Raw genomic sequence first — 24,045 nt, 5'->3', positions numbered from 1 at the left:
TTGCCATGCCATCGCGCAAATAAGATTTGTCCCGATACGTTACAGCTTGCCGAATGCGTAGAACCCGATAAGGAACATGGAGATTCCGGCAATGGCAATAAATATTTGAGCCTAGATCAGGCTGGTCTTCGCTGGCGACGGAGACGAAATTGAACAAACGATGTGCAATCAAGATGATGAGGGCAGCAACAGGGACTCGTCGATGGTTAGAGTGGCACCGATGTGGAAGGGCGGAAGGATTAGGCGCCCCCCTGTCTCATCCATTGGATCTTGTCCAATGAAACAGCGATGTATATCTCTTTACGGTCGGTTTCGTTGGAGTTCATCCAATGGTTTGACACGCTAACCGCACCAATGGCTGAATACAGCCAGATCCATTGGACAAATTACAGTCTACATGCCGTTGGGCCACCGAGTCCGTACATTTGACTGTATCTTTTCCAATGGCGCTTGCATCTACCGCGTCCGTGAACCATCTGCGTCGTCTCGTGAATCCGCATGTTCACTAGGGGATGTGGCCGCAAGCTTCCTCCCAGAACAATTTGAACACAAACAGACAATTTGAGGTGATGTCCAAGTGGAGCTAAGCTTTGAACGGCTAATATGTGGAATGCATGTTTTGACGTCCGTGTTGATTCGATATTAATTGTATTCTGCCGAACGAAGTAATGGTACAATGTTCACATAAAAGTAATGGGGATTTACAACAATACGAGATACTAACACAACTGAGGCAGGGAATATTTATGCAGAAAGAACACAGCAGAATTAATGAAATGGCTTGGAACCAAAGTGCTTATGACGCTTGGGTTAACCGTTATGGGTCTCCGGCCGAGGCCGCAATCAAAATTAAGCAAAATCCTGAGGCAAGGCTGAAGACGTTTTATAAGCATACAGGGGATGTGAAAGGGAAGAAAATTGCCAATCTGCTGGGTTCTCATGGAAGCAAAGGAGTTGCCATGGCTTTGCTTGGCGCCGATGTCACGATCGTTGATATCGCGTCTGAAAATGAACGGTATGCGACTGAACTGGCACGGGAAGCAGGGGTGAGCATCGATTATGTTGTGTCCGATGTTCTTGAGCTGCCCGCATCCGTTCTGGCGGCGGATTACGATCTGGTCATTATGGAGTTCGGCATTTTGCATTATTTTGTTGATTTAAAGCCGCTGGCAGATATCATTGCCAGCTTGCTTAAGGTCGGAGGACGTTTGATTCTTCAAGATTTTCATCCGATTACGACGAAGCTGATCACGTCTCGAGGCTCGACGGCCAAAGTACGCAAGCATAAAGTGACAGGCGACTATTTCGACAAGTCTCTGGAAGAGACAGAGGTTGCCTACGCGAAATTTATACCGGTACAAATGGCTGATCTGGAGAAGGTTCTGCATCGCAAATGGACGCTTGGCGAGATTGTTACCGGAATTGCGAGCAGTGGACTCGTTATCAAGCTGTTGGAGGAGGAGCCCAATATGTCCTCCGAAGTATATGATAAAGGCATTCCCAAATCCTTTACATTGGTTGCAGAAAAACTGCTGTAATGATGTAAAGGAATGAGTGCTGTACGAACGGAAGGGGGAATAGACATGGACATAAACGAAATCACGAGCGTGCTGCCGCACAGGTATCCTTTTTTAATGGTCGATCGGGTGTCGGAGCTTGAGCCAGGCAAATGGGTGAAGGGATATAAGAACGTAACGCGCAATGAATGGTTTATGACCGAAGCCCAGCCTTATATGCCGGGCATGATGATCGTCGAAGCTCTTGCACAGCTGGGGGCATTCGCGACAATGGGAAGCGGGAGTGGACTTGGATTTCTCTCTTCGCTCAAAGGGGTGGAAATGACAGGACTGGCCCGACCTGGTGACCGAGTGCATCTCTATTACGAGGTCATTCGGCATAAGAAAGGATTTACTCTGGGCAGAGGACTGGCCTCCGTCGAGGGCAATGTGATTGTAAAGGTCGACGAATTGATGACTTATACCTCGCCTTCGGGTACATCTGCTGCGCGGCCGGCACAATAACCGCAGGAGACGAGCTTGAGTATGGGATCTGTTCCGGCAGATCCCTTTTTGAGGTTGTTCAAAAGCTCCTTTTTGAACACGCATTTTTTGTATTTGTGCAGGCGGATGCCTTAATGCATCAAGCCGGCTCTTTTTAACAACTGGCGCAGGATGTTCTTCTGATACTTGACCCGGATCGGATGGGATAAGCTCCAGGATGTTTCTACGGTAATCGCTTTGGCTTGCAGTAAACGAGCGGCCGCTGTACGGCCCGACCCCGACAGTTCACGCAGGCGAACGGTAAAATGTGTCGCTTGTCGCTCAATGGAACGATTGATTCGCTTCACGATTTGTCGGACTATCTTTACGGACGGACTGCGACGGTCTGTCAGCAGCGATTGACCGAGAACTTTCGGGTTAAGCCGGGATAGTCCATTGGCTTCGTGCATGTCAATGTACCAGGCTGGACGGTATTGCGCTGCCAATCGAAACAAGTCCGCCGACAAGGGGTGGCGTGGTTTATCATGGGCACTGCTCGGGAAGGTGCGATTCAAATCAGGAACCCCTCGAATTCGTTTTGTATAAGCTTGCTGATTGACAAGCGGAACGATAACCAATGTCCCTTTTTGCACATGAAGAAGTCCCTGCTGCAGCGAATGAACGAACTGCTTTGCCGCTTTTACGCTCGCGGTTTCATTCCCGTGAACACCAGCCGTCACCATGACAGTCGCTCCAATGGTCGGACCCTTCACAATGTAATAGGGGGTATGGAATTTCGTTCCTTTCGCCAATTCCCCTTTCATGATATCGATATGCATTCACCTCCACCCTCCATGTTACTTATTAAGGTACGAACCCGAATGCGTTCGCGTAACGGGCAAACAACACGTTGAGGACGATCATTTCGTCTAGGATAGTCCCTTTTAACAGCGACGAATGAACATGAAAACTTGTAGCTTGACTAAATCGTCATCGTGTGAAATACTATTAATGTTTCCAGGAAACAAAAATAGTATGGAAGGCGGTACACGCAATGGCATCACAATACAAAAAAGTTGCCTCGCCAGCATTTTTGCTCTATTTGGTTTGCACCAGTGCGTTTCTGGCATCGGTGACACAAAATATTTATTCCCCCATAGTGCCCTTATTAAGAGACTCGTTTCAGGTACCTTTTCATTTCATTACCTTTTCTGTTTCCATTTTCATGTTCGTACTCGCTATGATGCAAATCGTATACGGGCCGCTCATTGACGCCAAAGGCGGAAAAAGGGTGCTGATGCCCAGCATTTTTCTAAGCATGATTGGAGCATTGGGCTGTGCGTTAACGTCCAACTTCACGCTGTTTCTCGTATTCAGAGTCGTCCAGGCAGCAGGGATCGCAGCGATTCCGCTCGTAGCGTCAACGACGATAAGTGATCTATTCAATGGCACTGCCCGCGGGAATGCGATGAGCACGTACCAGACGATGCTCGCACTGGCCCCGGCTATCAGTCCGGTTGTGGGAGCGTTTATTGGAGAGCAGGCCGGTTATCGCGGAATTTTCCTGTTCCTAGTCATTATCTCTATCATCCTATTCGTGATGAATCTGAAATATTTTCCCCAGAGGACAGAACATCGCACTGTACATGCTGCAGGGAGTTCATCCCACAGATATATGTCCGTTTTTAAAAATAAATGGGGTCAAGCCATTATGGCAATCGGATTTGTTCATTATTTCATTTACTTTGCCTTTCTCGTCAGCCTTCCTATCCTATTGACCGATTATTATCACTTGGGATTGGGACTGATCGGACTGCTATATTTGCCGACGGCGGTCAGTACCATGCTCGGAAGCAGGCTCTATAAGACGGTCCAGCAGAAGATGGAGCAGCGAAAATTGCTTTTTCTGGGGAGCTTGCTAACCGCAGGCTGTGTCGTTCTATTTGCGGTAACCATCTACGACTCGCTCGTCCTGCTAACCGTGTCCTCTATTCTTTACGGTGTGTGCTCGGGTCTAACTATGCCGACCCATACCACCCTATTGGCGAATGAGTTCGATGAGAATCGGGGAACCGCGATGGGCGTGTACAACTTGGTTCGCTATATGGGGATGGCGGCTGGCCCTATGGTGAGCAGTGTATTATTATTAACATTAAACAACCTTTGGCTTTTCGTCCTGTTCGGAGTCAGCTTTGCCATCATCGTCATCGTGTTGGCGATTCGGGTGTACGGTAAAGTTGATGTATCACCAAGCTAGCGCTGAGGACATTGGAAAGGAGATATTGATTGTACATGGAAGAGCGGAACATGCTAAAGAACAAAGTGTATGCCAACCTCGTCGATTATTTGCACACGAGAGACAAAAGCGCGGAATTCAGACGGGAAAAGGCGCTTGCCATCATTGAAGAACAGAACTATGCGGATAAAGAAGAGGTTTATCTTCATTTGGATAAATTAACATTGACCCAACTCCACGTGCTGCATGAAATTGGAGAGCGCCCGGACTCGAACGTGACCTTTATTTCGAATCAAATCAACGTAACCAAGGGCGGCGTCTCGAAAGCCGTTGCCAAGCTTATTGCCTGGGAACTCATTCAAGAGCATTTTCGTGCGGACAACAAGAAGGAAATCTATTATCGACTGACGGAAGAGGGGGAGAAGCTGGCATTCGTTCATGCGAGGCTGCATCAGCAGCTGGAGAACAAACATGAGGAACTGTTGGAGCGTTATTCGGAAGAAGAGTTGAAGGTAATCGCAAGCTTTCTGAAAGAGTTAACTGAACTTAACACTTCGTCACTCTAAGGTAAAGTTTATCATGACCACACTTGCTGCCCGCTGCGAAGCGGGCTTTTTGCTTGAATCTGAACTATTATAGCTTCAATAATTTTAATTTTAACCGATTAATACAATATAACACATTTAAAAAGCAATACAGTTCCTGGAAAATTCAATTGATGCGGGGGAGTATGCATGGGTGTTTTTGATGTTCTCAAAAGTAAGGATGGGAGAGAGCTTCCGTTTGATCCTGCAGTGTTAAGCAGAGAATATTCAATCGATATTCAAGCAGAAGTGGTACACAGTATGCTAGATTACGATGAAAAAAGGGATGCAGATGAAGCCGTGTATCGTATCTTGAACACAGAAGAAATCATTGAATTAAGGGGCATCTTCGAAGAACTTGAATGCCATCAAAGTATTTGTCCCTTGTTAACGGATGATCAGTCGAACTACATTGGCGTATACTACACCGGGCCACTAGAGGGGAAAGTATGTTTTTTGAACCATGAAGAAACGAATTTATCCCCTGGATTCCGGAGCATGGAGCGATTCATCACGAAAATATTGCAAGACCCTGCCGCGGAGTGGGATGAATTGCAGCACGACTACCCTGCCTTAACCGATCATGATGATGAAAGCCAACAGGATATTAAAGTGATTGCCGATCTAGATAACCTTATTATGCAAGAGAACTTGGATGAGGACGCCAAGCAGCAGTTGATCTTTTCTAAGCTGGCGATCATGCCTTGCTCAAGAATGGAACATATATGTGAATATTTGTTAGCGGATGATATGTACGTGCAAGAAAAAGCAATCGAGATGATTCGAAAGCGGAAATATACGCCGGCTGCCGGTCACTTGTTCGAGGTTGCCAAAAACGGCATGCATAATGGCAAGGTTTCTGCGATATTGGCGTTAAAAGAATTCAAAACAGCAGAAAGCAAACAATTATTGAAAGAACTGAAAACGGTGCTGCCTGCCAGCTATATGATGTACATGAACTAATTAGACTCCATCTTTTGAAATCGACAATATGGTTGGCATGAAGTATAACCTATTATTGCGTTATCGATAAATGACTTTGGCTCGATTGAGTACCGTACAGCACATTGGGACAGAGGAGATGGAATGGATGAACTTTGATGCTGATTTCGAAGAGTGCCATCATGTCAATAACATGGAAAGCAAAATCAATGATTATTTTGCGGTTCCTCATTTGAGCTGGGAACAACAAGATAGAATAGCCTGTGCCGATGCTCGTCTTAGGGAAAAAAATTATCCTAAAGCAATAGAAACGCTTTGGAACATGTACGAAGCTTTACATAGAAGAGAACAAAGCAGCACTGTCGGCCGATATGTCTTAATCCGAATTGCACACATTAACATTTATAATGAGGATTATATCGCAGCAAGAGATAATTTATCTTTTATCATGCAGTTCCCCAACACAATCGGCAATCCGCTGCTGCATTTAAGGCTTGGGCAAGTACAAGACAAGCTGGGGAATGAGAAACGTGCGGTAGATGAGTTAGCAAGAGCATTTATTATGGATGGAAAAAGAGTGTTCGATCTTGAAGATCGAAGACTGCTTGAAATCCCTTTAAGAGCGCTTAATGAGCCGATGGATAGTGACTGGAATCATTATGAGGGCCAAGACTGGGAAGTGACAAAATAATGAGCGTGCAGCGAGTGTCGGGAGCTAATGGTCGTTATCGGCTCGTTATTCCGCATTGCGCACAGGCGTTTAGGTGTGCTGGAATAGTGGACGATACGCAAAGCTGCGAGCCCATTTGATCTCATTATTAAATAACGGCTTGATGGACTGCTCGTTATGGGCGTTATATTGCTTCACATATTCGTTCAGAAGCTGCAGCATGTCGTGTACGTCCGCATCGTTCGTGTGTTTGTCTGGCTTAAGCAGTACCGTCGGCAAGCTCAAGTTCACGACACGGTTCTCGGCCATCCATTCCGCCTTCACGCCAAGATGGGCCGTCAGCGTCTCAAGCGGAACATAGACGGTGCCTTGGAGAAGAAGCGGCGCGATTTCCGTCTTCACCGGCTTGCCTGCCAACCACACTTCGATGTCCCGGGATGCCGGGGATGCGGCCAACAGCTTCGCGTCTGTATCGATACCGACTCGGCGGTGCCTCTGATCCCATATGATGTCATGTCCCGTCAACTCAGCGGCGAGCCTGAGCGGCAGGAGCGTTTTGCCTTGACGGATTTGCGGCTTGGCGTTCGCCAATGGAATTCCTTGCAGGGCAAGAACGGGATCGGAGGCTGGCTTGATCATCACCGACTGAGCCATCATATAAGTAGTCACATGTATAGCGAAGTCCCAGTTCCCGGGCTTGATGGCAACACTTTTCCCGTCCAGAGTTCGTCCGTATGCCGGCATTTGGAATGTGAAATCGTAGCGCCCGAACTCCGTAATGCTCCGGTATAGCCAAATCGCATTGTTGGCCGGATATTCGATTCCGTTCGCGGAGGTGAAGGACTCCCATGGAGGGGCCGGCATGAGAAAGACATCGACCGTTCCCGACTCGCTACCACTGCTGGCTCCTTTGATCGTAATGCTTTCGCCGAACGAGACGGATGACGGAAGCTTTGGCTCTTGGGCCTCTTGAAATTGTTCCATAAAGAATTTGGCCAATTTTGCATCCTGCACCTTGTAGCTGTAAGCGTCTTCTCCGAAGACCAACGTGTCTGTATTGTACAGCATGATGCGAATGTCCGGTTTATCTTTTTGTTCCACACTCATACGCAGTTGGAAAGATTGACGGTGCGAATCGCTCTCTTCTTCCGTCAACGTGTACGGAGTACCTTTCGACTGTAAGGTGTTTATGAAAGCAGCGATAGCGGCAAGGGCCTCTCGGTCCTCCGAACGGTTATTGTAAAGCGGGCTATACAGTGAATCGCCCCGAGCCTTGTTGACTTTTTGGATATCCTTCGCTATTATGTCGGCCTTTGCTTTACTTGTATCCGATTTTTCTGATCCTGCCGTGATTCCGTCCGATGGGTTGTACATAGGAGCGGCGTATGCAGATGGTATACCGCCAAGCAGCAGAGCCGCCAAGGTGACAGCCGTTATCCATTTCGATTGTTTCACAAATTTTCACTCTCCTTTGTATGTCATACTACTCTAAATAAAAACGAAGATCTAACTATAAAAGTTACAAATACTGTTGAAGAACGTAAAACATACATTCCAATGGAAAGGGGGTTGTGAAGAGCCGATTCGTAACTACTCGAAGCGGAACGTTTGGATGACCCTGACACCATCGACGCCTCTTTGGTCGTTTCTTAGCCCTCTTTTTCTCTTAATAGAGTGAATACGCGGAAAAGTGTGCGTACATGGATCGGTCTCGCAGTGAGGCGGGTCTATTTTTTTGTACCTTGAATTCATTTGACCGCAGTTCATACATTATGCTAATTTAATATAGTGATAATGATTATCATTTTCGAATTTAGATAGGGGTGTCCATTTTGCAACATCCACGCTTAAGTCCAGAACAGACACATACATTACTGGACAATCTGTGGTTCAAGCTTAGAAGCGTCGAATTGGCGCGTGTCGGCCAGATGGAGCATCAGCTCATTGAATCGCATGTCCTGTTTATAGTAAAGAATGGCGAGGGCCGATTGACGTTGGAGCTTCAGGATTACCGTTTGAGGCAGGATGCCGTCCATTTCGCTGTGCCCGGGCAAACTGTCGGCGTATCCACTGCGGCAGAGGAAGGAGTGGAGATGTATGTCGTCAAGTTCGATATCTATCACGAGTCGGAATTGGCCGAGGCGTTCCCGCTGCAAGGAGAACTGCCGATTCATTCCGCTGCCGAGATGATTATTTTATGTGAATTGCTGTATAACTGTTGGCGCAGCGAAGATTCTCTGGAACGATTCCGCGGGCAGTCAGCCTTTCAGGAATTATTGTATTGTTCGTTGAAAAATATGCGGCTTCAGCCGGAGTCAGACCCTCGTGCGGCGTTGGATCGCACCAAGGCATATATCGAGAGCCACTATAATGAAAGCCTGACGATTGAGCAGTTGGCTCGCATAGCGGAGGTTAGCCCCAAGTACTATGTTGACTTATTCAAAAAGACCTATGGCAAGAGCGCAATCGACTATATTACGGAAGTGAGGCTCAACTGCGCAAAGCATATTATGGCCCAATCGGACGCCCGGCTGCGTGACATTGCTCATCAAGTGGGGTATAACGACGAGTTTTATTTTAGCCGCAAGTTCAAGCAAGTAGTAGGGGTATCGCCTACCGTCTATATGAAAAACCGCCGCCGTAAAATCGTAGCTTATACTGCTTCCATACTCGGGCAATTGCTGGCGCTCAAGATGATTCCATATGCCGCTCCGCTGCACCCGAAATGGACGGCATATTATCACAAAACGTATCGGGCAGATATTCCCGTGCACCTGAGCGCCTACCGGTTTAATCAGGATTGGGAATCCAATCTTGAAGCGCTTCATCTTGCCCAGCCTGACATCGTGATTTGCGACAAGGATCATTTGCACCCAAGCGAGAAGGAACAGCTGGAAAACATTGCGCCTGTATTTTATGTTCCATGGAAGGAACAAGATTGGCGGGAGCAACTGAAGTCGACGGCTCAATTTTTGGGAGTCTCGCAAGAAGCGGATTCTTGGCTGCTCAACTACGAGCAGAAGGTGAAGTGCGCCCGGGAGCGGCTGAATCGGGAATTGCAGGACGATACCATTCTCGTTATGAGCATTTATAAGGAACACTATCATGTCTGTCCGGCTCGGGGAATGAATGATGTGCTATACCATGATCTGCAGTTGAATATGGTGCCCGGCGTCGAGCCCGCTCCTTGCAAACAAGCCATAACATTGGATCAAATGGCAGAGCTGGATGCGGATCGGATCTTGCTGAACGTATGTCAAGAGCCGGATTCATTAAGTCATTGGCAGTCGTTGCAAACCTCCCGGCAGTGGCGGGATTTGAAAGCAGTCCGCAGGAATCATATCTATTTAATCTCCTCCGATCCATGGCGGGAATATTCCGCCTACGCCTGTGAACGAATGGTGGATGACTTGTTGAAGCAACTGAGTGAGAATGTTCAGACAGCCTCCTCCTAATCGTGTGCCATATGGAAATCGTCCAAAATGATTCTGGATATTGTCCATGTTCGATTGTGGGAGGCGTGGTTTATAATCTTAATGAGAATTGTTATCAGTATAGTGATAATCGTTTTCAACAAAAGCCGGATTTAATCATTTGGGAGGTATGCCGTGGCACTTGTTCGATGAATGGGGAGGGCAGCATCTATACATAGCTCAGAGGAGTGTCCCGGGTGCGGGGCGCATCTTCAAGGTGAAGCCGGTACAGACCAAGATGAACGGCTGCATTATGCACACATTTACCGGAAGCTCTCAGAATGAAGCTTCCCATTATATGACGATGGAGAGGGAATAGTAGAATGAAAAAGAAAGTATGGGCATTAGGATTAGCATTAGTGATGGTGTTTGCGTTATCGGCTTGCGGAGCCAAAGAGGAAGCCAAGCCGGCAAATGCCGGGGCGGAGAGCGCGCAAACGGAAAACGCGTCTCAAGGCAGCACGGGCGAAAGTGCGTCGAGCGCCCAATCGGAATCAAGAACGATTACTTATTTGGACAAAGAATACACAGTGCCAACGAAAGTAGAGAAAATCGTTATCACCGGATCGGTGGAATCGATGGAAGATGCGCTGGTGCTTGACGTAAAACCTGTTGGGGCTATGACTACTGGTGGTCAATTCGCGCCGATGTTCGCTAAGATTACCGAAGGCGCGGAAGGAATCGGGGAGAAGTCTCAGCCAAATATTGAAACCATCTTGAAGCTGAAGCCGGATGTCATTCTGGCAAGTACGAAATTCCCTGCCGAAGCCCTGGAGAAATTGAACAAAGTCACGACAACCATTCCGGTATCGCATATTGCGACCGACTGGGAAGCCAACCTGAACTTGCTGGCCGAGCTTACAGACAAGCAGGAGCAAGCCAAGCAAGCATTGCAAAAGTACAATGACGAGACTGCGGCCTTGAAGGAAAAAATCGGGCCTATCATTAAAGATAAAAATGTTCTGACGCTCAGAGTCCGAGCTGGCAGCATGTTTATCTATCCTGAAGATGTGTTCTTCAACCCGTCGGTATATGCGGATCTGGGTGCAACGGTACCGGAAGAAGTGAAGCAAGCGAAGGCTCAACAAAACATTTCTATAGAAAAGCTGTCCGAGATTAACCCGGATTACCTGTTCGTTCAGTTCTCGGAAACTGAAAATAAAGATACGCCTAAGGTGCTGGAAGATTTGCAAAACAATCCGATCTGGAAAAGCATCAATGCAGTGAAAAATGACAACTTATTTGTCAATCTGGTCGATCCGACTGCTCAAGGCGGCACAGCTTACAGCAAAATTGCTTTCTTGGAAGCCGTTAAAAACAGCAAACTAGTTCAAGCAAAGTGAGTAGAGGGATATGCGATCAAGGATTTCCGCTTCTGCCCTAATCCTATGGAGTTCACCGTTTCTTATTGTGCTTACAATCCTCTTGTCGGTTTTATATGGAGCCAAGAACATCGAGGCTAGCACCATTCGCGACGCGCTGTTCCATTTCGATCCGGGCAATGTAAATCATCAGATTATTATGCATTCTAGATTCCCGAGGGCAGTCGGAGCTCTGTTAATCGGAGCTTTCCTGGCCATTTCGGGAGCGCTTATGCAGGGGATGACAAGAAATTATCTTGCATCCCCTTCTATTATGGGAGTAACCGACGGTTCGGCTTTTGCCATTACTCTTTGCATGGTTTTTATGCCGAATTCTTCGTCGATGGACATGATCATGTTCTCCTTTATGGGTTCAGCGCTTAGCATCGTTATCGTCTTTGGCTTGGCCACCTTGCTTCCCGGAGGGCTCTCTCCAGTTCGGATGGCTATATTAGGGACGATTATCGGCACATTTTTGAGCAGCGTTTCCGCTGCTTTATCAACCTATTTTCAAGTATCGCAAAATATCAGCTTTTGGTTTAATGCGCGGCTGCATCAGTTGGACCCGGGACTTATCAAGCTGGCGCTTCCCTTTGCAGTGGTTGGCATCCTGATGGCAATCTGGATTTCAAAATCAATCTCGGTTCTTTCTCTTGGCGAAGAGATTGCCGTAAACCTGGGACAAAAAACGAAGCTGATCAAGTTTATGGCTACATTGAGCGTTGTCATTTTAACGGGCATTTCGGTAGCGCTCGCAGGCAAGATAGGCTTTGTGGGACTCATTGTTCCTCACATTGCGCGCTTCTTGACAGGTGTCGATTATAAAAAGATTATTCCTTGTGCCGGAGTGATTGGAGGAATATTCCTCGGCTTGTGCGACGTGCTCAGCAGGTTCGTCAATTATCCGTTTGAGATGCCGATTGGTGTCGTCACTTCCATCCTTGGCGTTCCCTTCTTTCTCTATTTAATCCGGACGAGGGGAGGCGGGAAGCGTGAATAAAATATCTAGAAGCCGCTACGCCATGGTATTGGTCGTCGGTATAGCCATTATTTTTTTTACCATGTATTTGAGTCTGACGAACGGCGCCTTTGATATTAAGGTCATGGATGTCATTCGCACGTTATTGCGCATTGACCCGCAGCCTGATCAGGATCTGGTCATTCTGGAGTTCCGTCTGCCGCGGATCGTCATTGCCCTGCTCGTCGGCATGGGGTTGGGAATTGCAGGTGCGGTCATTCAGAGCATTACGAGAAACGGGTTGGCCGATCCGGGGATTTTGGGGATTAACTCAGGGGCCAGTGCGGCCATGGTTATCTTTCTGTTTTTCTTTCAAGGACAGATTAAGGGAGATGGCTTAGCGTCCATTTTTGCGATGCCGCTGTTCGGCTTAATGGGTGGGCTTCTCGCAGCCATGCTTATCTATCTGTTCTCTTGGAAGGATGGAAGGCTTGAATCGCAGCGTCTCTTGTTGACTGGTATTGCGATAGGAGCAGGTTTAGGAGCTGTTTCGCTCTATCTGACTTTGAAAATGAATTCCAGCGATTTTGAGATGGCGGTAGTATGGAACTCGGGCAGCATTTACAATGCCAATTGGAAATATATTTTGTCTATTGTTCCGTGGCTCGTCTTTCTCATTCCTGTCATCGTGAGAAAGTCTTATATTCTGGATTTGTTTCATCTGGATGAAGATAGTGTCATCAGCGTAGGCGTAGCCTCGGAAAAAGAAAAAGCGGTGCTCTTATTATGCAGCATCGGCATTGTGAGCGCCTGTGTATCCGTTTCGGGAGGCATCGGATTCATCGGCCTGATGGCCCCTCACATCGCGAAGCGCCTTGTCGGCAACGCGCATCGGCGCATCATTCCAGTGTGCGGTATCGTCGGGGCTGTGCTTGTACTGGTCTCTGACTTTATTGGCAAGATGGTCTTCGCGCCAGCGGAATTGCCCGTAGGCATCGTTATTGCCATTATCGGGGTTCCTTATTTCATATTTTTACTGTACAGAAAAAAGGGCCGGAACTAAAAGCGCAATGGATAGAAGCAGGGAGGAATGAGAGAGAATGGCTAACCAGGATAACATCCAGACCGCTTCGGCTGTCAATGAAGCCGCCGCCAGCACGGTCACCATACCGCGGACGGAACAATGGGATATGCGTTCGCGCGGGGGCAACCGCGACTATCGGATATTCGTGGCCAAGCCCAGCGAGGCATCGCCGTCTGCGGGATACCCGGTCATCTATGTGCTGGATGCCAACTCCGTATTCGGTACGATGGTGGAGGCGGTCCGTGTGCAGTCACGCGCTTCCGAGAAGACAGGGGTGCAGCCGGCGATTGTCGTCGGAATTGGATACCAGACGGAGGCGCCGTTCGATCCGTCCCGCTTCCACGACTTTACTCTGCCAACCCGAGTTGAAGAGCTGCCCTTTAGCCCGAAGGACAGCGTCGTGGCGAACATGGGCGGAGCGGACGCGTTCTTGGAATTTATCGAAGCGGAGCTGAAGCCTGAGATCGAGCGCAAGTACGAGATCGATAAGAGCAGACAAACGATCTTTGGCCACTCTTTGGGCGGGTTGTTTGCGCTGCAAGTGTTTTTGACGAAGCCGCATACGTTCCAGACGTATGTTGCAGGCAGCCCTTCCATACATTGGAACAAGTCGTTCCTGCTTGAAGCGGAGCGTCAATTCGTATCGCGTGTTAAGCAGGACAACAACATCAGCGTCAACATCATGATAGCGGCGGGGGAAGACGAGAAATTACACTGGAGCTGCATGAATGAAAACGCGCGGGAGCTTGCGGAGCGTCTGTCTGCTCTCGCAAGCCATGGCGTGCGCACAGAGTTCAAAGAGTTCGAGGGAGAAGGCCACATATCGGTTCTGCCGGTCTTGGTCAGTCATGCCGTTCGGTTTGCCTTGAAGGTGTCCTCCTAATCTATCTATCTGTCTGACAATTAAAGAATGTTGCATCGTCCCTGCTTGGATGCGGATTGCATCTGGCAGGGATTTGTTTGCCTTGTGTTATGCATTTGTCTGAACAATGGGGAGAATGGCGCAAAGGGCGATCAGGCGGCACATTGCCAGTCTGATCGTGCGATGCACAGAACAATTGGATCTTTATCACTATAATGGGAATGTATGAATGATTTTTCAAATAGATATAACTAAAGCAATGGTGTCTCATCATGATTTACACTATGAGGTGATTGGCATTGTCTTTTTTTGAAGGATTTCAATCAGCAACCATAAAAACATCCGGAGCGAATATTTTCCTGTTGCATGGAGGAAGCGGTCCACCGCTCTTGCTGCTCCACGGGTATCCTCAGAATCACGTAAGCTGGCATCAAGTCGCTCCCGCATTAATGAAGAGATATACGTTTCGCCGCAATATTTTGTGCGCCATACCATTCACAGTTGGGCAGGCAATCCGAATGCGATTTCTCCGATCGCGCTGAAGAATTATGAACAGGAATATACGAAATATTCGGTTATCCAAGCAGGATGCAGCCCGACGATGTTGTTCATCGCTTTAGTTCCTTTTTTTTTTGATGCAAAGTGATAAGAAAAAAGGGTTCTCTTATGGGAACCCTTATCTGTACGTCTGGATGAAGCTTTAGCCTTTGCCGTCTCGGATCGACCCCACCCTTTTATTCACTCTTTTGCGCAAAAAGTTAAATAGAATCTTAATTATGAATCCGTTCGTATTGTTGTATTTAGCAAAAAATTCATCCGGATTGTCATAATAACCGAGATCCTCCGTAATCGAAAAATTTTGAACATATGTGCTTTGTCCTTGCCAGCAGAGATTGATCCGTTCTTTGCTTTTTACCGATATGCCGAATCCGATATAACCCCCGTTTACGCTGCACAGTCTATCCTTTACTCGATCCAGATAAGAATCGTCAATGATTACGCCTTCTAGCGCCTGCCACTCGTTATTGAAATACACCTCAGTCCATGCATGAACAATTTTCTGGGGAGCAAATAAATAGATGGTTCCGGTAAGAGCTCCTCTTTGCATTTGTTTATCAATGTAAAACCCGTGAATTCGGCAAGGTATGCCCACTCCCCGCAATAATGCCATTAACAGAATGCTTTTCGTGTTGCACTGCCCGTAACCGTCTTGAAGAACCTCCGAGGCGGGGATATCATCGCCCCGATTATAGCCGAACTTGATGCTGTTACGCACATAATCATACACGCGGCGGATTTTTTCATATTCATTGAGCTTGTGCCACTGCTGCTGCGTAATCAATTGTTGAATCGAAGGATGGTTAAAATCGACTAATTTGGTCGTTTGCAAATATCGGTGCATGTCATTCACCCTTTTTAGATTAAATATAAGGGCAACCGGGTTCCTTGACTTGCAAATATCTGCTATTCTGTATAATTGCTCGCGGAGACATCCCCAACTTATCCCGTACGCTGCGGGTAAAATGCGAAGAGCTATTGAAGCCGGCCTCCAGCGCTGCCGCCGTAATCGTGAAGCCGCCAAATATATAATGGAATGCCAGTTCCAATTTGTGATGGAGAATATAGCTGACTAAAGAAATCCCCATTTCCTCCTTAAACAAATGTGACAGCCTGCTCTCCGATAAATAAATCAGTTGACTGAGGGTTTTGACCGACAGTTTATGTATGGGGTACTTTTCGATACAGGTTATTACATCTTGAATGCGATCATCTAGAGTATGCTCGATTGCAGAATCATGAAGTTTTAATATTTGTTTGAATGTTGTGATGAACTCGCTGTATTCCGTGGAGCCAGTTAGCGAGAACAGAGTTCGAGCAGCCAATTGCTGTAATGAATCGGCTTGATGAGTTGCCAATACATAATAACGGCTGTCCTGCAGATATGTTCGCTTCAGTAATTCACCAAAGACAGATTCAGGATTGACTAATATGTAACATTGCCATTCCTGGTGGCCGTGCAACTTATGGTGTGTATTGGAATCGAGAATGATCCCTTTCACCCGAAGGGACTCTTCTTCAATTGTGATGTGAAAGTCGTTCTCTAGACCTATCGTAATCTGGATATAATTATGGATGTGATAGCCAGTGTCTACTTTGTTTGTAATAAACGAGATATGATCCCTGCTTGAAAACAGAATAAGATCGTGGGGTGATTGAATCATCGAAGCGAGTGACCTCCTTACATTGCTGTCTGGCAGTAGGGTGCATTGACCCGAATTATACAAACAGCAGGGAGGGAAAGCAAGTTTCTAATGTCCATAATAAAGGAGGATAGTGTTAGGGAAGAAAAAAAGGATACAGAACCTTGGCTTGTCTGCGCAAAAAAAGGTCCATATCCTTTGTATTTACAGAATGATTGGCAATCCATTACATTCCCGTTTCTCCACTGTCATAGTTAAATTGCCATTCAATCCCGAACTTGTCCGTTACGCTGCCGTAGCATTTGCTCCAGAACGTTTCTTGGAGGTCCATGCCGACCTTGCCGCCTTCTTTCAATTGATGAAAATACGATTGAATTTCTTCCAGGTTCTTGCTGACAATCGCAAGGCTTATGTTGTTACCCGCAATAAAAGGCATGCCGGGAAAAACATCGGAAAACATTACATTGCTGCCTTGAATGTTAAGCCGTGTGTGCATGACTAAATTTTTCGCTTCCTCCGGAAGTGTGAAATTAGGGTCTGGCGGTGTCTCGCCAAAGGTCATGATTTGCGGTTGTTCTGTTCGAAAAACTTGTGCGTAATATTCTACAGCTTCGCGGCAGTTTCCATTGAAATTAAGATAAACATCAACAGACATTCGTTTCGCTCCTTTATTTAAATTTTAATCAGTCTTTTTTCATATTGTATCATGTAACAATACATGAGCAAATATACATAGCTAATCCCAAAATAACAGATATTATAATGACATATATTCGTTAGATAAGCAGCTTGACTTTATTGTGGACAGCTTGCTGGCAACGGTGAATTAATCGTATGTAATCGGCGGGGCATCTGTCTGTTGTGCAGGTGCCCCTAACTTTTAAGGAGCGCCCTCATAAATCTCTCCATGATGCAAAGTTTGATCAGAGTTATGACCGATATAATATTTCAAGTGAAGTAGGAAATATCTGTGTCTTAACAATGGAAGGGAATGAGTGATGATGGCGAACAGCGTATGCATGCCAGATCAGGCTAAGCAACGGCTCGAATCGCTTGGGATGTCCAATGGATTGACCGAAGTGTTTATTGACGTCCTGGCGCTTAGCGGTTCGGCGATTGCCCGAACCAACCGGGAAAAGGAACTGGTCATCTGGATCGCTCAACGCGATCAATCGGTTGTCGGAAGGGGAACGGTCGGATTCAGTCTGGACGAGATGCCGTGGACGGTGGCCAATTCTGAGCAAGAGAGACAGTTTCTACTTCAAGCGATTGACGGTGCGATGGCCGAAACAGGCTGGGAACGGCTCAGCTACGAACCGAACAGGGACATCATTCAAAGCTGTTTGGCGCATTTCAGAACTATGGTAATGGCCATGGACAAAGATTGCATCGATCCGGGTCAATATGAGGAATGGTCGGCCGTTGAGGAGGGGGACGATTGTCCAACGATTCCCGTCGGCTATCCCCAATGCGCCAAGCACCGTGTTTACCTGTCCTGCCATGGCTGCGTGATTTGCAACTATGAAAAAGGGGCTATGGCTTGATTGGCTGAAGGGAGATTGGATTCGGAGGTAAGCGGCTAGCCGATAAGATATGATAAGGAGAGTTGTTTATTACACGAAAAGCCTTCTTATTGCAGCCCGTGAATCTGGACGATTTTTATATCTGGAAGTTTGACGGCAATGTTACGGAAGCATTGAATAACTAATGCGCATGTAACTTCATCCTGATTCATGATTTTCTACTTGAATTTGGGAGTTGGAAGTTAGCTTTTTACAAGGCTGTCATTATACCATTAGAGCATGTTATGAAGGAGATGGTGAACGGAAAAACTTATCTGTTTGGCATTCCTCACTCCAGTGTCCCGGACAATGACAAGCTGTTCACCCGCAGAGCGTTTCGTGTAGAGGACAGGCAGCTTGTTCGTGAAGGCACTCTGGAGGATATGCGTGTGTTCAACCAGATGCTGAATCTTTATCGGGGCGAGTCGGCGGTAAAGTGGGCTCCGTCCACAAATCGAGGGTGCGGCGTATTTGGGCATGCATCGCTATAAATCCGAAACATGGTATGTACTCGATATCCACGCCCGACGGCTTGTTCCGACCGATGATGAGGAGCATCACAGGGTGGTGCGTGCTCTTGAACAATTTGCGGATGCCAGGCTAACGAGCGGGCAAGACGAATCGGGAAGGTAAGGCTATTGCTGCACTGAGCTAACAGGCAATAAGCAAGCCGGAGCGCATTTACAACAGCGCTCCGGCTTATTTTTTATCTTGTTAAGATTCCTCTGGCGTCTGAGTAGAAGAATGTGTCTTGGGGCAGCACATTGTCCGAGGGCTGATTGTTTTTTTGATTCGTATCTGTAAAGCCCCTAATCGGACACGGAGAACCCGAGAGTGCGATAATATAAGCATTCAATGCATGACGATACCCTTATACAAAGAGAATGAAGTCATGCATCCCAGTGACGCTACTTCTGCAAGTTGTTATAATCTAAGGCAGTTTCATAGAGAAATTGAGGGGTAAGGACGTGGTTATACATGCATTTGCTAAAACGGACTGAAGTGATTAGTGGGCAAGCCGGAGCGGGAAACGTTACGGTTTCCGTTGAGTTTCCTTCGCTGCTAAGCTGTGATCATACGATAAAGATCAGATTGGACAACGCGTGGACGGTGCTCCAGAAGGGGCAGGTGATGCTACTGCGAGCCGGCAAGGTGGTGGAACCCAAGCGTATTGTGGCGATGCAGTATGCAGGTGATCTGCTCGCGCTTGGGATCAAGCCGGTTGCGGCGCCGTTTACGGCGTGGGAAGTGTCGCCGCTTGTCGTCGGGGAACTGGAGGGGACGCTTGATCTGGAGCAGGATGGAATGATGCGGTGCTTACAAACGATTGAAGTGGATGTGATTATTGCTCCGGAGTATCTTTATTACTGGCCGGGCAAATTGGAGCAGTTGGAGCAGTTTGCAAGCGTGATCGTGCTGCCGTGGAACCGGTTGGATCGGATGGAGGCGGTTCGTCTTATGGGGCGGATTGTTGGTCGAGAATCCGCAGCGGAACAGTGGATTCATCGTTATTTGTCGTTGGCAGCTTCTGCAGCCTCCAAGTTGAAAGAGCTGATACGTCCGGGCGACACGGTCGGGCTATACGAGGTCTGGGAGGACTATACGATATGTATTTGGAATGCGACTGCCAGAGGAGCTTATAACTTATACCATGCATTAAAGTTGACGCCGCATCCCCGAATTCAGCAAGAGGTGCTCGCAACGGATACTCATCTGTTTGTTGAGGAGTCGCTGCTGCCCGAGTACGCGGCAGATCATATGTTTGTAGTGCTCCCTTCCGAGTCATCTGACTTGTATCGCAGCTTTCGGGACAAGCTGAGCGAGCGGCAAGTATGGCGGGAACTGCTGGCCCAAGGCCGACGACGGGTTTATCCACTCAAGCTGGAGGAGTTCTGGTGTAATGATGCTGCAGCGCTTGAGAAGCAACTGGATATCATGACGGACCTGATGCTTAACGCTACTGCCGCCCACATAAAGTAACGATAGTCCATAATCAAGTGGTCACATTTTGTAATAGACGGTTTATAAGCGGGAGGTTACGATGATGTAGTGCTAATTGAGAAAGATAATCATTACTGTTCGGAGAGATAAACAATGACAAAGCTTAATAGGAAATTCTGGGGAGCCATCCTGATAGCGTTATTCCTAGTTGTACTTAGCGGATGCGGTGGGACGGGCCAGTCCACTCATTCCGAATCGGCCTCGAACACGGCTGCGGCAACGAACAGTGGGGGTACCGACCAGGCGGCTAAAGATAAATCTTCCCGTACAGAAGAGAAACTCGCTTCGGATGCAGAGCAGGATACTCGAATCGTATCAACGGTACATGGAGATGTGGAAATACCGGCACATCCGCAGCGAATTGTTACACAAGGTTATTTGGCTAACTTTCTGGCACTAGGCATTAAGCCTGTGGGTGCTCCTTATTGGGAACTCGAAAGCCCATATGTCAAGTCGTTATCGGCAGGAATTGAGGACATCGGTCAGATTGACGGCGGCTCCGTCGAGAAGATGTTATCGCTTAATCCTGACCTGATCGTGACAGTCGGGGGAGATGAGAAGCTGAACGAACAATATCGCAAAATTGCGCCCACAATCGTGATTCCCTATGGCACTTATCACGAAGTGCATGTCGAGATGAAAGCGTTTGGAGCGATGATCGGCAAAGAGATGGAAGCCGAAGAGTGGCTGGCGGTATTTGACCAGAAGGTGAAAAAGGCTAAAGCTTCGATACAAGGTCTGGTTAAGGAAGGAACGACTTTTTCCATTATGGGACCCTTTGGCAAAGACTTCTATATTTACGGGGATACGGTTAACCGTGGCGGACAAGCAATCCACCAGCAGCTTGGTCTGACTCCGACGGACAAGGTGCGGAAGGATCTGATTAATAAGAAGATAAATGCGCTTAGCATATCTCAGGAGAAGATGGCGGATTATGCGGGCGACTACATATTCCTCGATATATCCGGCGGCGCCGAGTTCGACGAGAACTCACCGATATGGGCTTCGCTTGACGCTGTAAAGAACAACCGGGTGTTCAAGCTGGATGGAGACCGGTTCTGGCCGTATGACCCCATTGCCGTGCAATCGCAGGTGGAAGAAGTGGCGGCGATGATTCAGGAGCGTCAGGGTACAACTAAGTAATATCGAACCTGTACAATTGGACGACTCCCCGAGGACTTGCAGGACCTAAAGATCGATGCCGGCTGAACCAGCCAATTCGGATAAGGAGCTGCCTTATAAGTCAGCATCGAATGTATGTCTTAACACGGGTGAAGATCAACTCATCCAAATGAAGCTGTCAACCCGCTGTAACAGTGGAATTGGCGGCTTCTTTGTTTGCAGGTTGTACGGGGTGAAAGGTACGGAAGTGACCCAAATTGTCAGCATGTACAGTGTGGATGTCCTTGCTTGATGTCGAGCTGTGCCAAAGCTAATCAAAATACATTGATATTGAGAATCTTTATCAATTATAATTAGTACAGGTGTGCTAGCATTCGCTTGCTAACAATCATCCAATCGTTTACCCATGAGGTGAGGCTGTGACGATGATCCTGAATGATCTTATTATCCTATGGAATCGCGCATCCGTGAAGGGGATATTGTATCGTTGGAAGGCGTGACAATGCTTGATCCAGATTATATTTATATAGTTGATCATGTGGAAGACTTCGATGCCCATGTGACGGAGCTGAATAAGAGTAAGGTATGGAAGTCTTTGAAGGCGGTAAACAAGATACCATGTCTTTCCGCTGGATGTATCTTTCAGCACGCAAGGACCGCTGGCTATTGAGCATACCGCGAATCAGTTGATCCGCATTCTGACTTATGGAGTCAGAATGCTGGCCAAGAACATGTACATGATTGAAAATGAGGAGGATTCGGCGTGCAGTCATTGATAGTGCAGGATACATTCCAAGAGCGTCAGTTATTCATTTATTTACCTGAGGGATATGACGAGAGTGAGCAGCGCTACCCAGTTGTTTATTTGCAAGATAGCGGAGATTTAATTGATCCGCAGGATAGCAGCGCCCTGCAAGCGGTTAGGGAATTAACAGCCAAGCAGGAGCTGCCGGGCATCATATTTGTCGGAGTCGCGTCGTTTAATCGCAATGACGAATATACGCCGTTTGTTTCGCCTAATGTATTTGAACCAGAACGTATGTTTGGCGGTCGTGCCTCTACTTATGCTGCTTATCTCGCTAATGAGCTGAAGCCTTATATAGACAGCAAATATCGTACGCTGACGGATCACAAACATACGGGCATTATGGGATTTTCGCTGGGCGGGCTCATCTCTTTCTACACGGGGATGCTGTATCCTAATGTATTTGGCAGAATCGGCAGCTTCTCCGGGTCTTTCTGGTTCCCGGGCATTGTGGAATGGGTACAGCAGTTTTCGATTCAAGATACGGGACAACGCTTGTATATGAATGTCGGACACGCCGAAGGAAGCGGAAGGACTAATGGTCAGCAGTGGATGGTTCCGAACACCAAGACAGTCTACGACTATTTGCTGCAGCACGGATTTACTACGGAGCACACGGCGCGTCAGGATATTTACGAGAGTGATTATCATTCATTTGAACGAGGGGTGCGTTATGTGCCGGAAGCGTTGCAATGGTTGTTCAACGGTGAGTGAGTGTTCTGAAAGGTTAAAGGATTAAGAGTGACCGAGATAATTATCTCTAATCAACTTTAGCCAATGCAAGCGGATGCTGCTGTTTCATTGGAAATATCATAACAAGAAGATGCCGTCCTAAGGCATCTTTTTTGTTCATTCGATCCATGGAAAGAAAGGGGCGAGAAAGTCATATTACTGCTAAACGGGGGCCCTCCTATCTAGAAAGCCAAGCCAACGGTATTTTCATTTCCCAGATGACCTCCTGCTTGTAGCTTTTTTTGAATCCGCTCCCTTAATAGGGAGAGAACCTCCTGCAACAGGTAGATAAAAATATCAATGTAAATGATAATCATTATCATGAATCATTCGGCCAAAGCGAAGCTTTCGATCGGGTGAGATAAATACACAACGAGGAGTGTTCTTGATGAAAAGAAGCGGGGTTATTTTGCTTATGATGATGATTGTATGGTGTACAGCGTGTACGCAGACAGCATCTGGTCCGGCAAGTGGGATGGAAAGTGCCATAGAAAAGAAGGGCGAAGCCCTGCAATCAATAAGCGGTGGCGACGATCATTATCCCGTCTCGATCAAGTTTTATACGAATGAAGGGAAAGAGATAACCCAAACCATTAAAGAAGAACCCAAAAGGGTTGTAGTAGTCGGATCAGCCGTAGCTGAACTTATGATTGAATTTGGGCAAAAGGAAAAAGTCGTTGGCATAGGATATTCAGATCAATCCTTCTCCAAATATGAAGATCAAATTGCACAATTGCCTCTTATTACAGAATCGTGGCCGTCCAAAGAATCTGTGCTTGCTCTGCAGCCCGATCTTATTTACTCTATTTCCTCTGCATTTAAAGAAGATTTATTGGGGGACATTTCTTTTTGGAATGACCGTGGAATTCCGGTAGTCTCTGCTGTTAATTTTACAGTCGGGCGTAGTATGGAGGAATATTTTAAGGAAATCAAAAATTTTGGTTCGACTTTTAATGTGGAAGACAAGACTGATGCTTATTTGAAAGAGCAGGAAGCTAGATTCGATCAGGTGAAGAAAATCGCTGGAGCGGTTGAAGAAATTCCGAAAGTACTGTTTATCGGTGGTGCACGTGATACCTATTATTACTATCCGCCTTCATGGTGCATGATTGATGAAATGATTGAAGGTGCAGGAGGGGAGTATATGAAATTGTCGAAGGATGGATATATGGAGTTGTCAATCGAGGCAATCATTGCCGCTAATCCAGAGAAAATTATTATTACGGAATTTCAGGAACCCGATAGCGAAGCGACGAGAAACAAACTCATTTCAAACGAAAGACTTCAAAATGTCAGTGCCATAAAAACCGGGAATGTGATGGTAGCTGAATATACAAGTGCAATAAATGGCGGTCTTCAACTTGCCGATCTGTATGAGGATGTGGCGGCATTTATTCATCCTGAATTATATGCTAAGATTTAAAGAATTAGCGAGAAACAACAGGATAAACAATGATGGGAGTCGGCAAATAA

The 24,045-nt window shown here is 47.0% G+C and carries 24 protein-coding genes; 19 read left to right on the top strand and 5 right to left on the bottom strand.

Annotated features, from left to right (window positions below):
* Positions 1–746: 746 nt before the first annotated feature.
* Complete coding sequence (locus LQV63_RS15650) at positions 747–1,538, top strand: class I SAM-dependent methyltransferase (RefSeq protein ID WP_019424564.1); 792 nt, start codon at positions 747–749, stop codon at positions 1,536–1,538.
* Positions 1,539–1,583: 45 nt separating this feature from the next.
* Complete coding sequence (locus LQV63_RS15645) at positions 1,584–2,021, top strand: hotdog family protein (protein WP_233697422.1); 438 nt, start codon at positions 1,584–1,586, stop codon at positions 2,019–2,021.
* Positions 2,022–2,131: 110 nt separating this feature from the next.
* On the opposite strand, the gene LQV63_RS15640 is transcribed toward LQV63_RS15645, so the two are convergent.
* A complete protein-coding gene (locus LQV63_RS15640) occupies positions 2,132–2,818 on the bottom strand; it encodes a M14 family metallopeptidase (protein WP_233697421.1) in 687 nt (228 codons plus the stop codon).
* Positions 2,819–3,033: 215 nt separating this feature from the next.
* On the opposite strand from LQV63_RS15640, the gene LQV63_RS15635 reads away from it, so the two are divergent.
* The 4 genes from LQV63_RS15635 (at position 3,034) to LQV63_RS15620 (ending at position 6,432) form a co-directional block, all read left to right on the top strand.
* Complete coding sequence (locus LQV63_RS15635; RefSeq protein ID WP_233697420.1) at positions 3,034–4,236, top strand: MFS transporter; 1,203 nt, start codon at positions 3,034–3,036, stop codon at positions 4,234–4,236.
* A gap of 35 nt (positions 4,237–4,271) precedes the next feature.
* Positions 4,272–4,781: a MarR family winged helix-turn-helix transcriptional regulator gene (locus LQV63_RS15630; RefSeq protein WP_233697419.1), complete on the top strand. Its 510-nt coding sequence runs from the start codon at positions 4,272–4,274 to the stop codon at positions 4,779–4,781.
* A 168-nt stretch (positions 4,782–4,949) separates the two neighbouring features.
* Positions 4,950–5,762, top strand: coding sequence for a hypothetical protein (locus tag LQV63_RS15625; protein ID WP_019424569.1), 813 nt, complete (start codon positions 4,950–4,952; stop codon positions 5,760–5,762).
* A 127-nt stretch (positions 5,763–5,889) separates the two neighbouring features.
* Positions 5,890–6,432 carry a tetratricopeptide repeat protein gene (locus tag LQV63_RS15620; protein WP_233697418.1) on the top strand — a complete coding sequence of 181 codons (543 nt, stop codon included), beginning with the start codon at positions 5,890–5,892 and terminating at the stop codon, positions 6,430–6,432.
* Between the two features lie 69 nt (positions 6,433–6,501).
* Here the strand turns inward: LQV63_RS15620 and LQV63_RS31805 are convergent, their stop codons facing one another.
* Positions 6,502–7,866, bottom strand: coding sequence for a copper amine oxidase N-terminal domain-containing protein (locus LQV63_RS31805; RefSeq protein WP_233697417.1), 1,365 nt, complete (start codon positions 7,864–7,866; stop codon positions 6,502–6,504).
* A 377-nt stretch (positions 7,867–8,243) separates the two neighbouring features.
* Between LQV63_RS31805 and LQV63_RS15610 the strand changes: the two genes are divergently transcribed.
* The 6 genes from LQV63_RS15610 (at position 8,244) to LQV63_RS15585 (ending at position 14,170) form a co-directional block, all read left to right on the top strand.
* Positions 8,244–9,866, top strand: a complete 1,623-nt coding sequence (locus LQV63_RS15610) for an AraC family transcriptional regulator (protein ID WP_233697416.1) — start codon at positions 8,244–8,246, stop codon at positions 9,864–9,866.
* Between the two features lie 148 nt (positions 9,867–10,014).
* Entirely contained in the window at positions 10,015–10,203 is a 189-nt protein-coding gene (locus tag LQV63_RS15605; protein ID WP_233697415.1) for a hypothetical protein, read from the top strand.
* Between the two features lie 4 nt (positions 10,204–10,207).
* Positions 10,208–11,227 carry an ABC transporter substrate-binding protein gene (locus LQV63_RS15600; RefSeq protein WP_019424574.1) on the top strand — a complete coding sequence of 340 codons (1,020 nt, stop codon included), beginning with the start codon at positions 10,208–10,210 and terminating at the stop codon, positions 11,225–11,227.
* 10 nt (positions 11,228–11,237) lie between these two features.
* Positions 11,238–12,245 (top strand): FecCD family ABC transporter permease, encoded by a 1,008-nt coding sequence (locus LQV63_RS15595; protein WP_026011368.1) that lies wholly within the window; start codon positions 11,238–11,240, stop codon positions 12,243–12,245.
* Positions 12,246–12,267: 22 nt separating this feature from the next.
* Complete coding sequence (locus LQV63_RS15590; RefSeq protein WP_233697485.1) at positions 12,268–13,266, top strand: FecCD family ABC transporter permease; 999 nt, start codon at positions 12,268–12,270, stop codon at positions 13,264–13,266.
* 37 nt (positions 13,267–13,303) lie between these two features.
* Positions 13,304–14,170, top strand: coding sequence for an alpha/beta hydrolase (locus LQV63_RS15585; protein WP_233697414.1), 867 nt, complete (start codon positions 13,304–13,306; stop codon positions 14,168–14,170).
* A gap of 679 nt (positions 14,171–14,849) precedes the next feature.
* Here LQV63_RS15585 and LQV63_RS15580 read toward each other — a convergent pair.
* The 3 genes from LQV63_RS15580 to LQV63_RS15570 form a co-directional block, all read right to left on the bottom strand.
* Positions 14,850–15,551, bottom strand: a complete 702-nt coding sequence (locus LQV63_RS15580; RefSeq protein ID WP_233697413.1) for a transglutaminase-like domain-containing protein — start codon at positions 15,549–15,551, stop codon at positions 14,850–14,852.
* Positions 15,552–15,570: 19 nt separating this feature from the next.
* Complete coding sequence (locus tag LQV63_RS15575) at positions 15,571–16,371, bottom strand: helix-turn-helix domain-containing protein (protein WP_233697412.1); 801 nt, start codon at positions 16,369–16,371, stop codon at positions 15,571–15,573.
* Positions 16,372–16,576: 205 nt separating this feature from the next.
* Entirely contained in the window at positions 16,577–17,005 is a 429-nt protein-coding gene (locus tag LQV63_RS15570) for a VOC family protein (RefSeq protein ID WP_019424584.1), read from the bottom strand.
* Positions 17,006–17,348: 343 nt separating this feature from the next.
* Between LQV63_RS15570 and LQV63_RS15565 the strand changes: the two genes are divergently transcribed.
* From LQV63_RS15565 to LQV63_RS15535, 7 genes are all read left to right on the top strand, one after another.
* Positions 17,349–17,894: a hypothetical protein gene (locus LQV63_RS15565; RefSeq protein WP_325175888.1), complete on the top strand. Its 546-nt coding sequence runs from the start codon at positions 17,349–17,351 to the stop codon at positions 17,892–17,894.
* Between the two features lie 263 nt (positions 17,895–18,157).
* Positions 18,158–18,403, top strand: coding sequence for a hypothetical protein (locus LQV63_RS15560; protein WP_233697411.1), 246 nt, complete (start codon positions 18,158–18,160; stop codon positions 18,401–18,403).
* Positions 18,404–18,890: 487 nt separating this feature from the next.
* Positions 18,891–19,892 (top strand): TroA family protein, encoded by a 1,002-nt coding sequence (locus LQV63_RS15555; protein WP_233697410.1) that lies wholly within the window; start codon positions 18,891–18,893, stop codon positions 19,890–19,892.
* Positions 19,893–20,006: 114 nt separating this feature from the next.
* On the top strand, positions 20,007–21,056 hold the full coding sequence (locus LQV63_RS15550) for an ABC transporter substrate-binding protein (RefSeq protein WP_233697409.1): 1,050 nt from the start codon (positions 20,007–20,009) through the stop codon (positions 21,054–21,056).
* Between the two features lie 55 nt (positions 21,057–21,111).
* On the top strand, positions 21,112–21,327 hold the full coding sequence (locus LQV63_RS15545) for a hypothetical protein (RefSeq protein ID WP_233697408.1): 216 nt from the start codon (positions 21,112–21,114) through the stop codon (positions 21,325–21,327).
* Positions 21,328–21,798: 471 nt separating this feature from the next.
* Entirely contained in the window at positions 21,799–22,554 is a 756-nt protein-coding gene (locus tag LQV63_RS15540) for an alpha/beta hydrolase (protein ID WP_233697407.1), read from the top strand.
* Positions 22,555–22,960: 406 nt separating this feature from the next.
* Positions 22,961–23,995, top strand: coding sequence for an ABC transporter substrate-binding protein (locus LQV63_RS15535; protein ID WP_233697406.1), 1,035 nt, complete (start codon positions 22,961–22,963; stop codon positions 23,993–23,995).
* Positions 23,996–24,045 lie beyond the last annotated feature (50 nt).

Source organism: Paenibacillus profundus (assembly GCF_021369635.1).
Taxonomy (GTDB): Bacteria; Bacillota; Bacilli; order Paenibacillales; family Paenibacillaceae; genus Paenibacillus_B; species Paenibacillus_B profundus.
This window is presented reverse-complemented; position numbering and strand designations above follow the sequence as displayed.

Coding starts and splice junctions, on each gene's coding strand:
- LQV63_RS15650 (WP_019424564.1), top strand. CDS start 747: ATGCAGAAAGAACACAGCAGAATTAATGAAATGGCTTGGAACCAAAGT.
- LQV63_RS15645 (WP_233697422.1), top strand. CDS start 1,584: ATGGACATAAACGAAATCACGAGCGTGCTGCCGCACAGGTATCCTTTT.
- LQV63_RS15640 (WP_233697421.1), bottom strand. CDS start 2,818: ATGCATATCGATATCATGAAAGGGGAATTGGCGAAAGGAACGAAATTC.
- LQV63_RS15635 (WP_233697420.1), top strand. CDS start 3,034: ATGGCATCACAATACAAAAAAGTTGCCTCGCCAGCATTTTTGCTCTAT.
- LQV63_RS15630 (WP_233697419.1), top strand. CDS start 4,272: ATGGAAGAGCGGAACATGCTAAAGAACAAAGTGTATGCCAACCTCGTC.
- LQV63_RS15625 (WP_019424569.1), top strand. CDS start 4,950: ATGGGTGTTTTTGATGTTCTCAAAAGTAAGGATGGGAGAGAGCTTCCG.
- LQV63_RS15620 (WP_233697418.1), top strand. CDS start 5,890: ATGAACTTTGATGCTGATTTCGAAGAGTGCCATCATGTCAATAACATG.
- LQV63_RS15605 (WP_233697415.1), top strand. CDS start 10,015: ATGCCGTGGCACTTGTTCGATGAATGGGGAGGGCAGCATCTATACATA.
- LQV63_RS15600 (WP_019424574.1), top strand. CDS start 10,208: ATGAAAAAGAAAGTATGGGCATTAGGATTAGCATTAGTGATGGTGTTT.
- LQV63_RS15595 (WP_026011368.1), top strand. CDS start 11,238: ATGCGATCAAGGATTTCCGCTTCTGCCCTAATCCTATGGAGTTCACCG.
- LQV63_RS15590 (WP_233697485.1), top strand. CDS start 12,268: ATGGTATTGGTCGTCGGTATAGCCATTATTTTTTTTACCATGTATTTG.
- LQV63_RS15585 (WP_233697414.1), top strand. CDS start 13,304: ATGGCTAACCAGGATAACATCCAGACCGCTTCGGCTGTCAATGAAGCC.
- LQV63_RS15580 (WP_233697413.1), bottom strand. CDS start 15,551: ATGCACCGATATTTGCAAACGACCAAATTAGTCGATTTTAACCATCCT.
- LQV63_RS15575 (WP_233697412.1), bottom strand. CDS start 16,371: ATGATTCAATCACCCCACGATCTTATTCTGTTTTCAAGCAGGGATCAT.
- LQV63_RS15570 (WP_019424584.1), bottom strand. CDS start 17,005: ATGTCTGTTGATGTTTATCTTAATTTCAATGGAAACTGCCGCGAAGCT.
- LQV63_RS15565 (WP_325175888.1), top strand. CDS start 17,349: ATGATGGCGAACAGCGTATGCATGCCAGATCAGGCTAAGCAACGGCTC.
- LQV63_RS15560 (WP_233697411.1), top strand. CDS start 18,158: ATGAAGGAGATGGTGAACGGAAAAACTTATCTGTTTGGCATTCCTCAC.
- LQV63_RS15555 (WP_233697410.1), top strand. CDS start 18,891: ATGCATTTGCTAAAACGGACTGAAGTGATTAGTGGGCAAGCCGGAGCG.
- LQV63_RS15550 (WP_233697409.1), top strand. CDS start 20,007: ATGACAAAGCTTAATAGGAAATTCTGGGGAGCCATCCTGATAGCGTTA.
- LQV63_RS15545 (WP_233697408.1), top strand. CDS start 21,112: ATGCCGGCTGAACCAGCCAATTCGGATAAGGAGCTGCCTTATAAGTCA.
- LQV63_RS15535 (WP_233697406.1), top strand. CDS start 22,961: ATGAAAAGAAGCGGGGTTATTTTGCTTATGATGATGATTGTATGGTGT.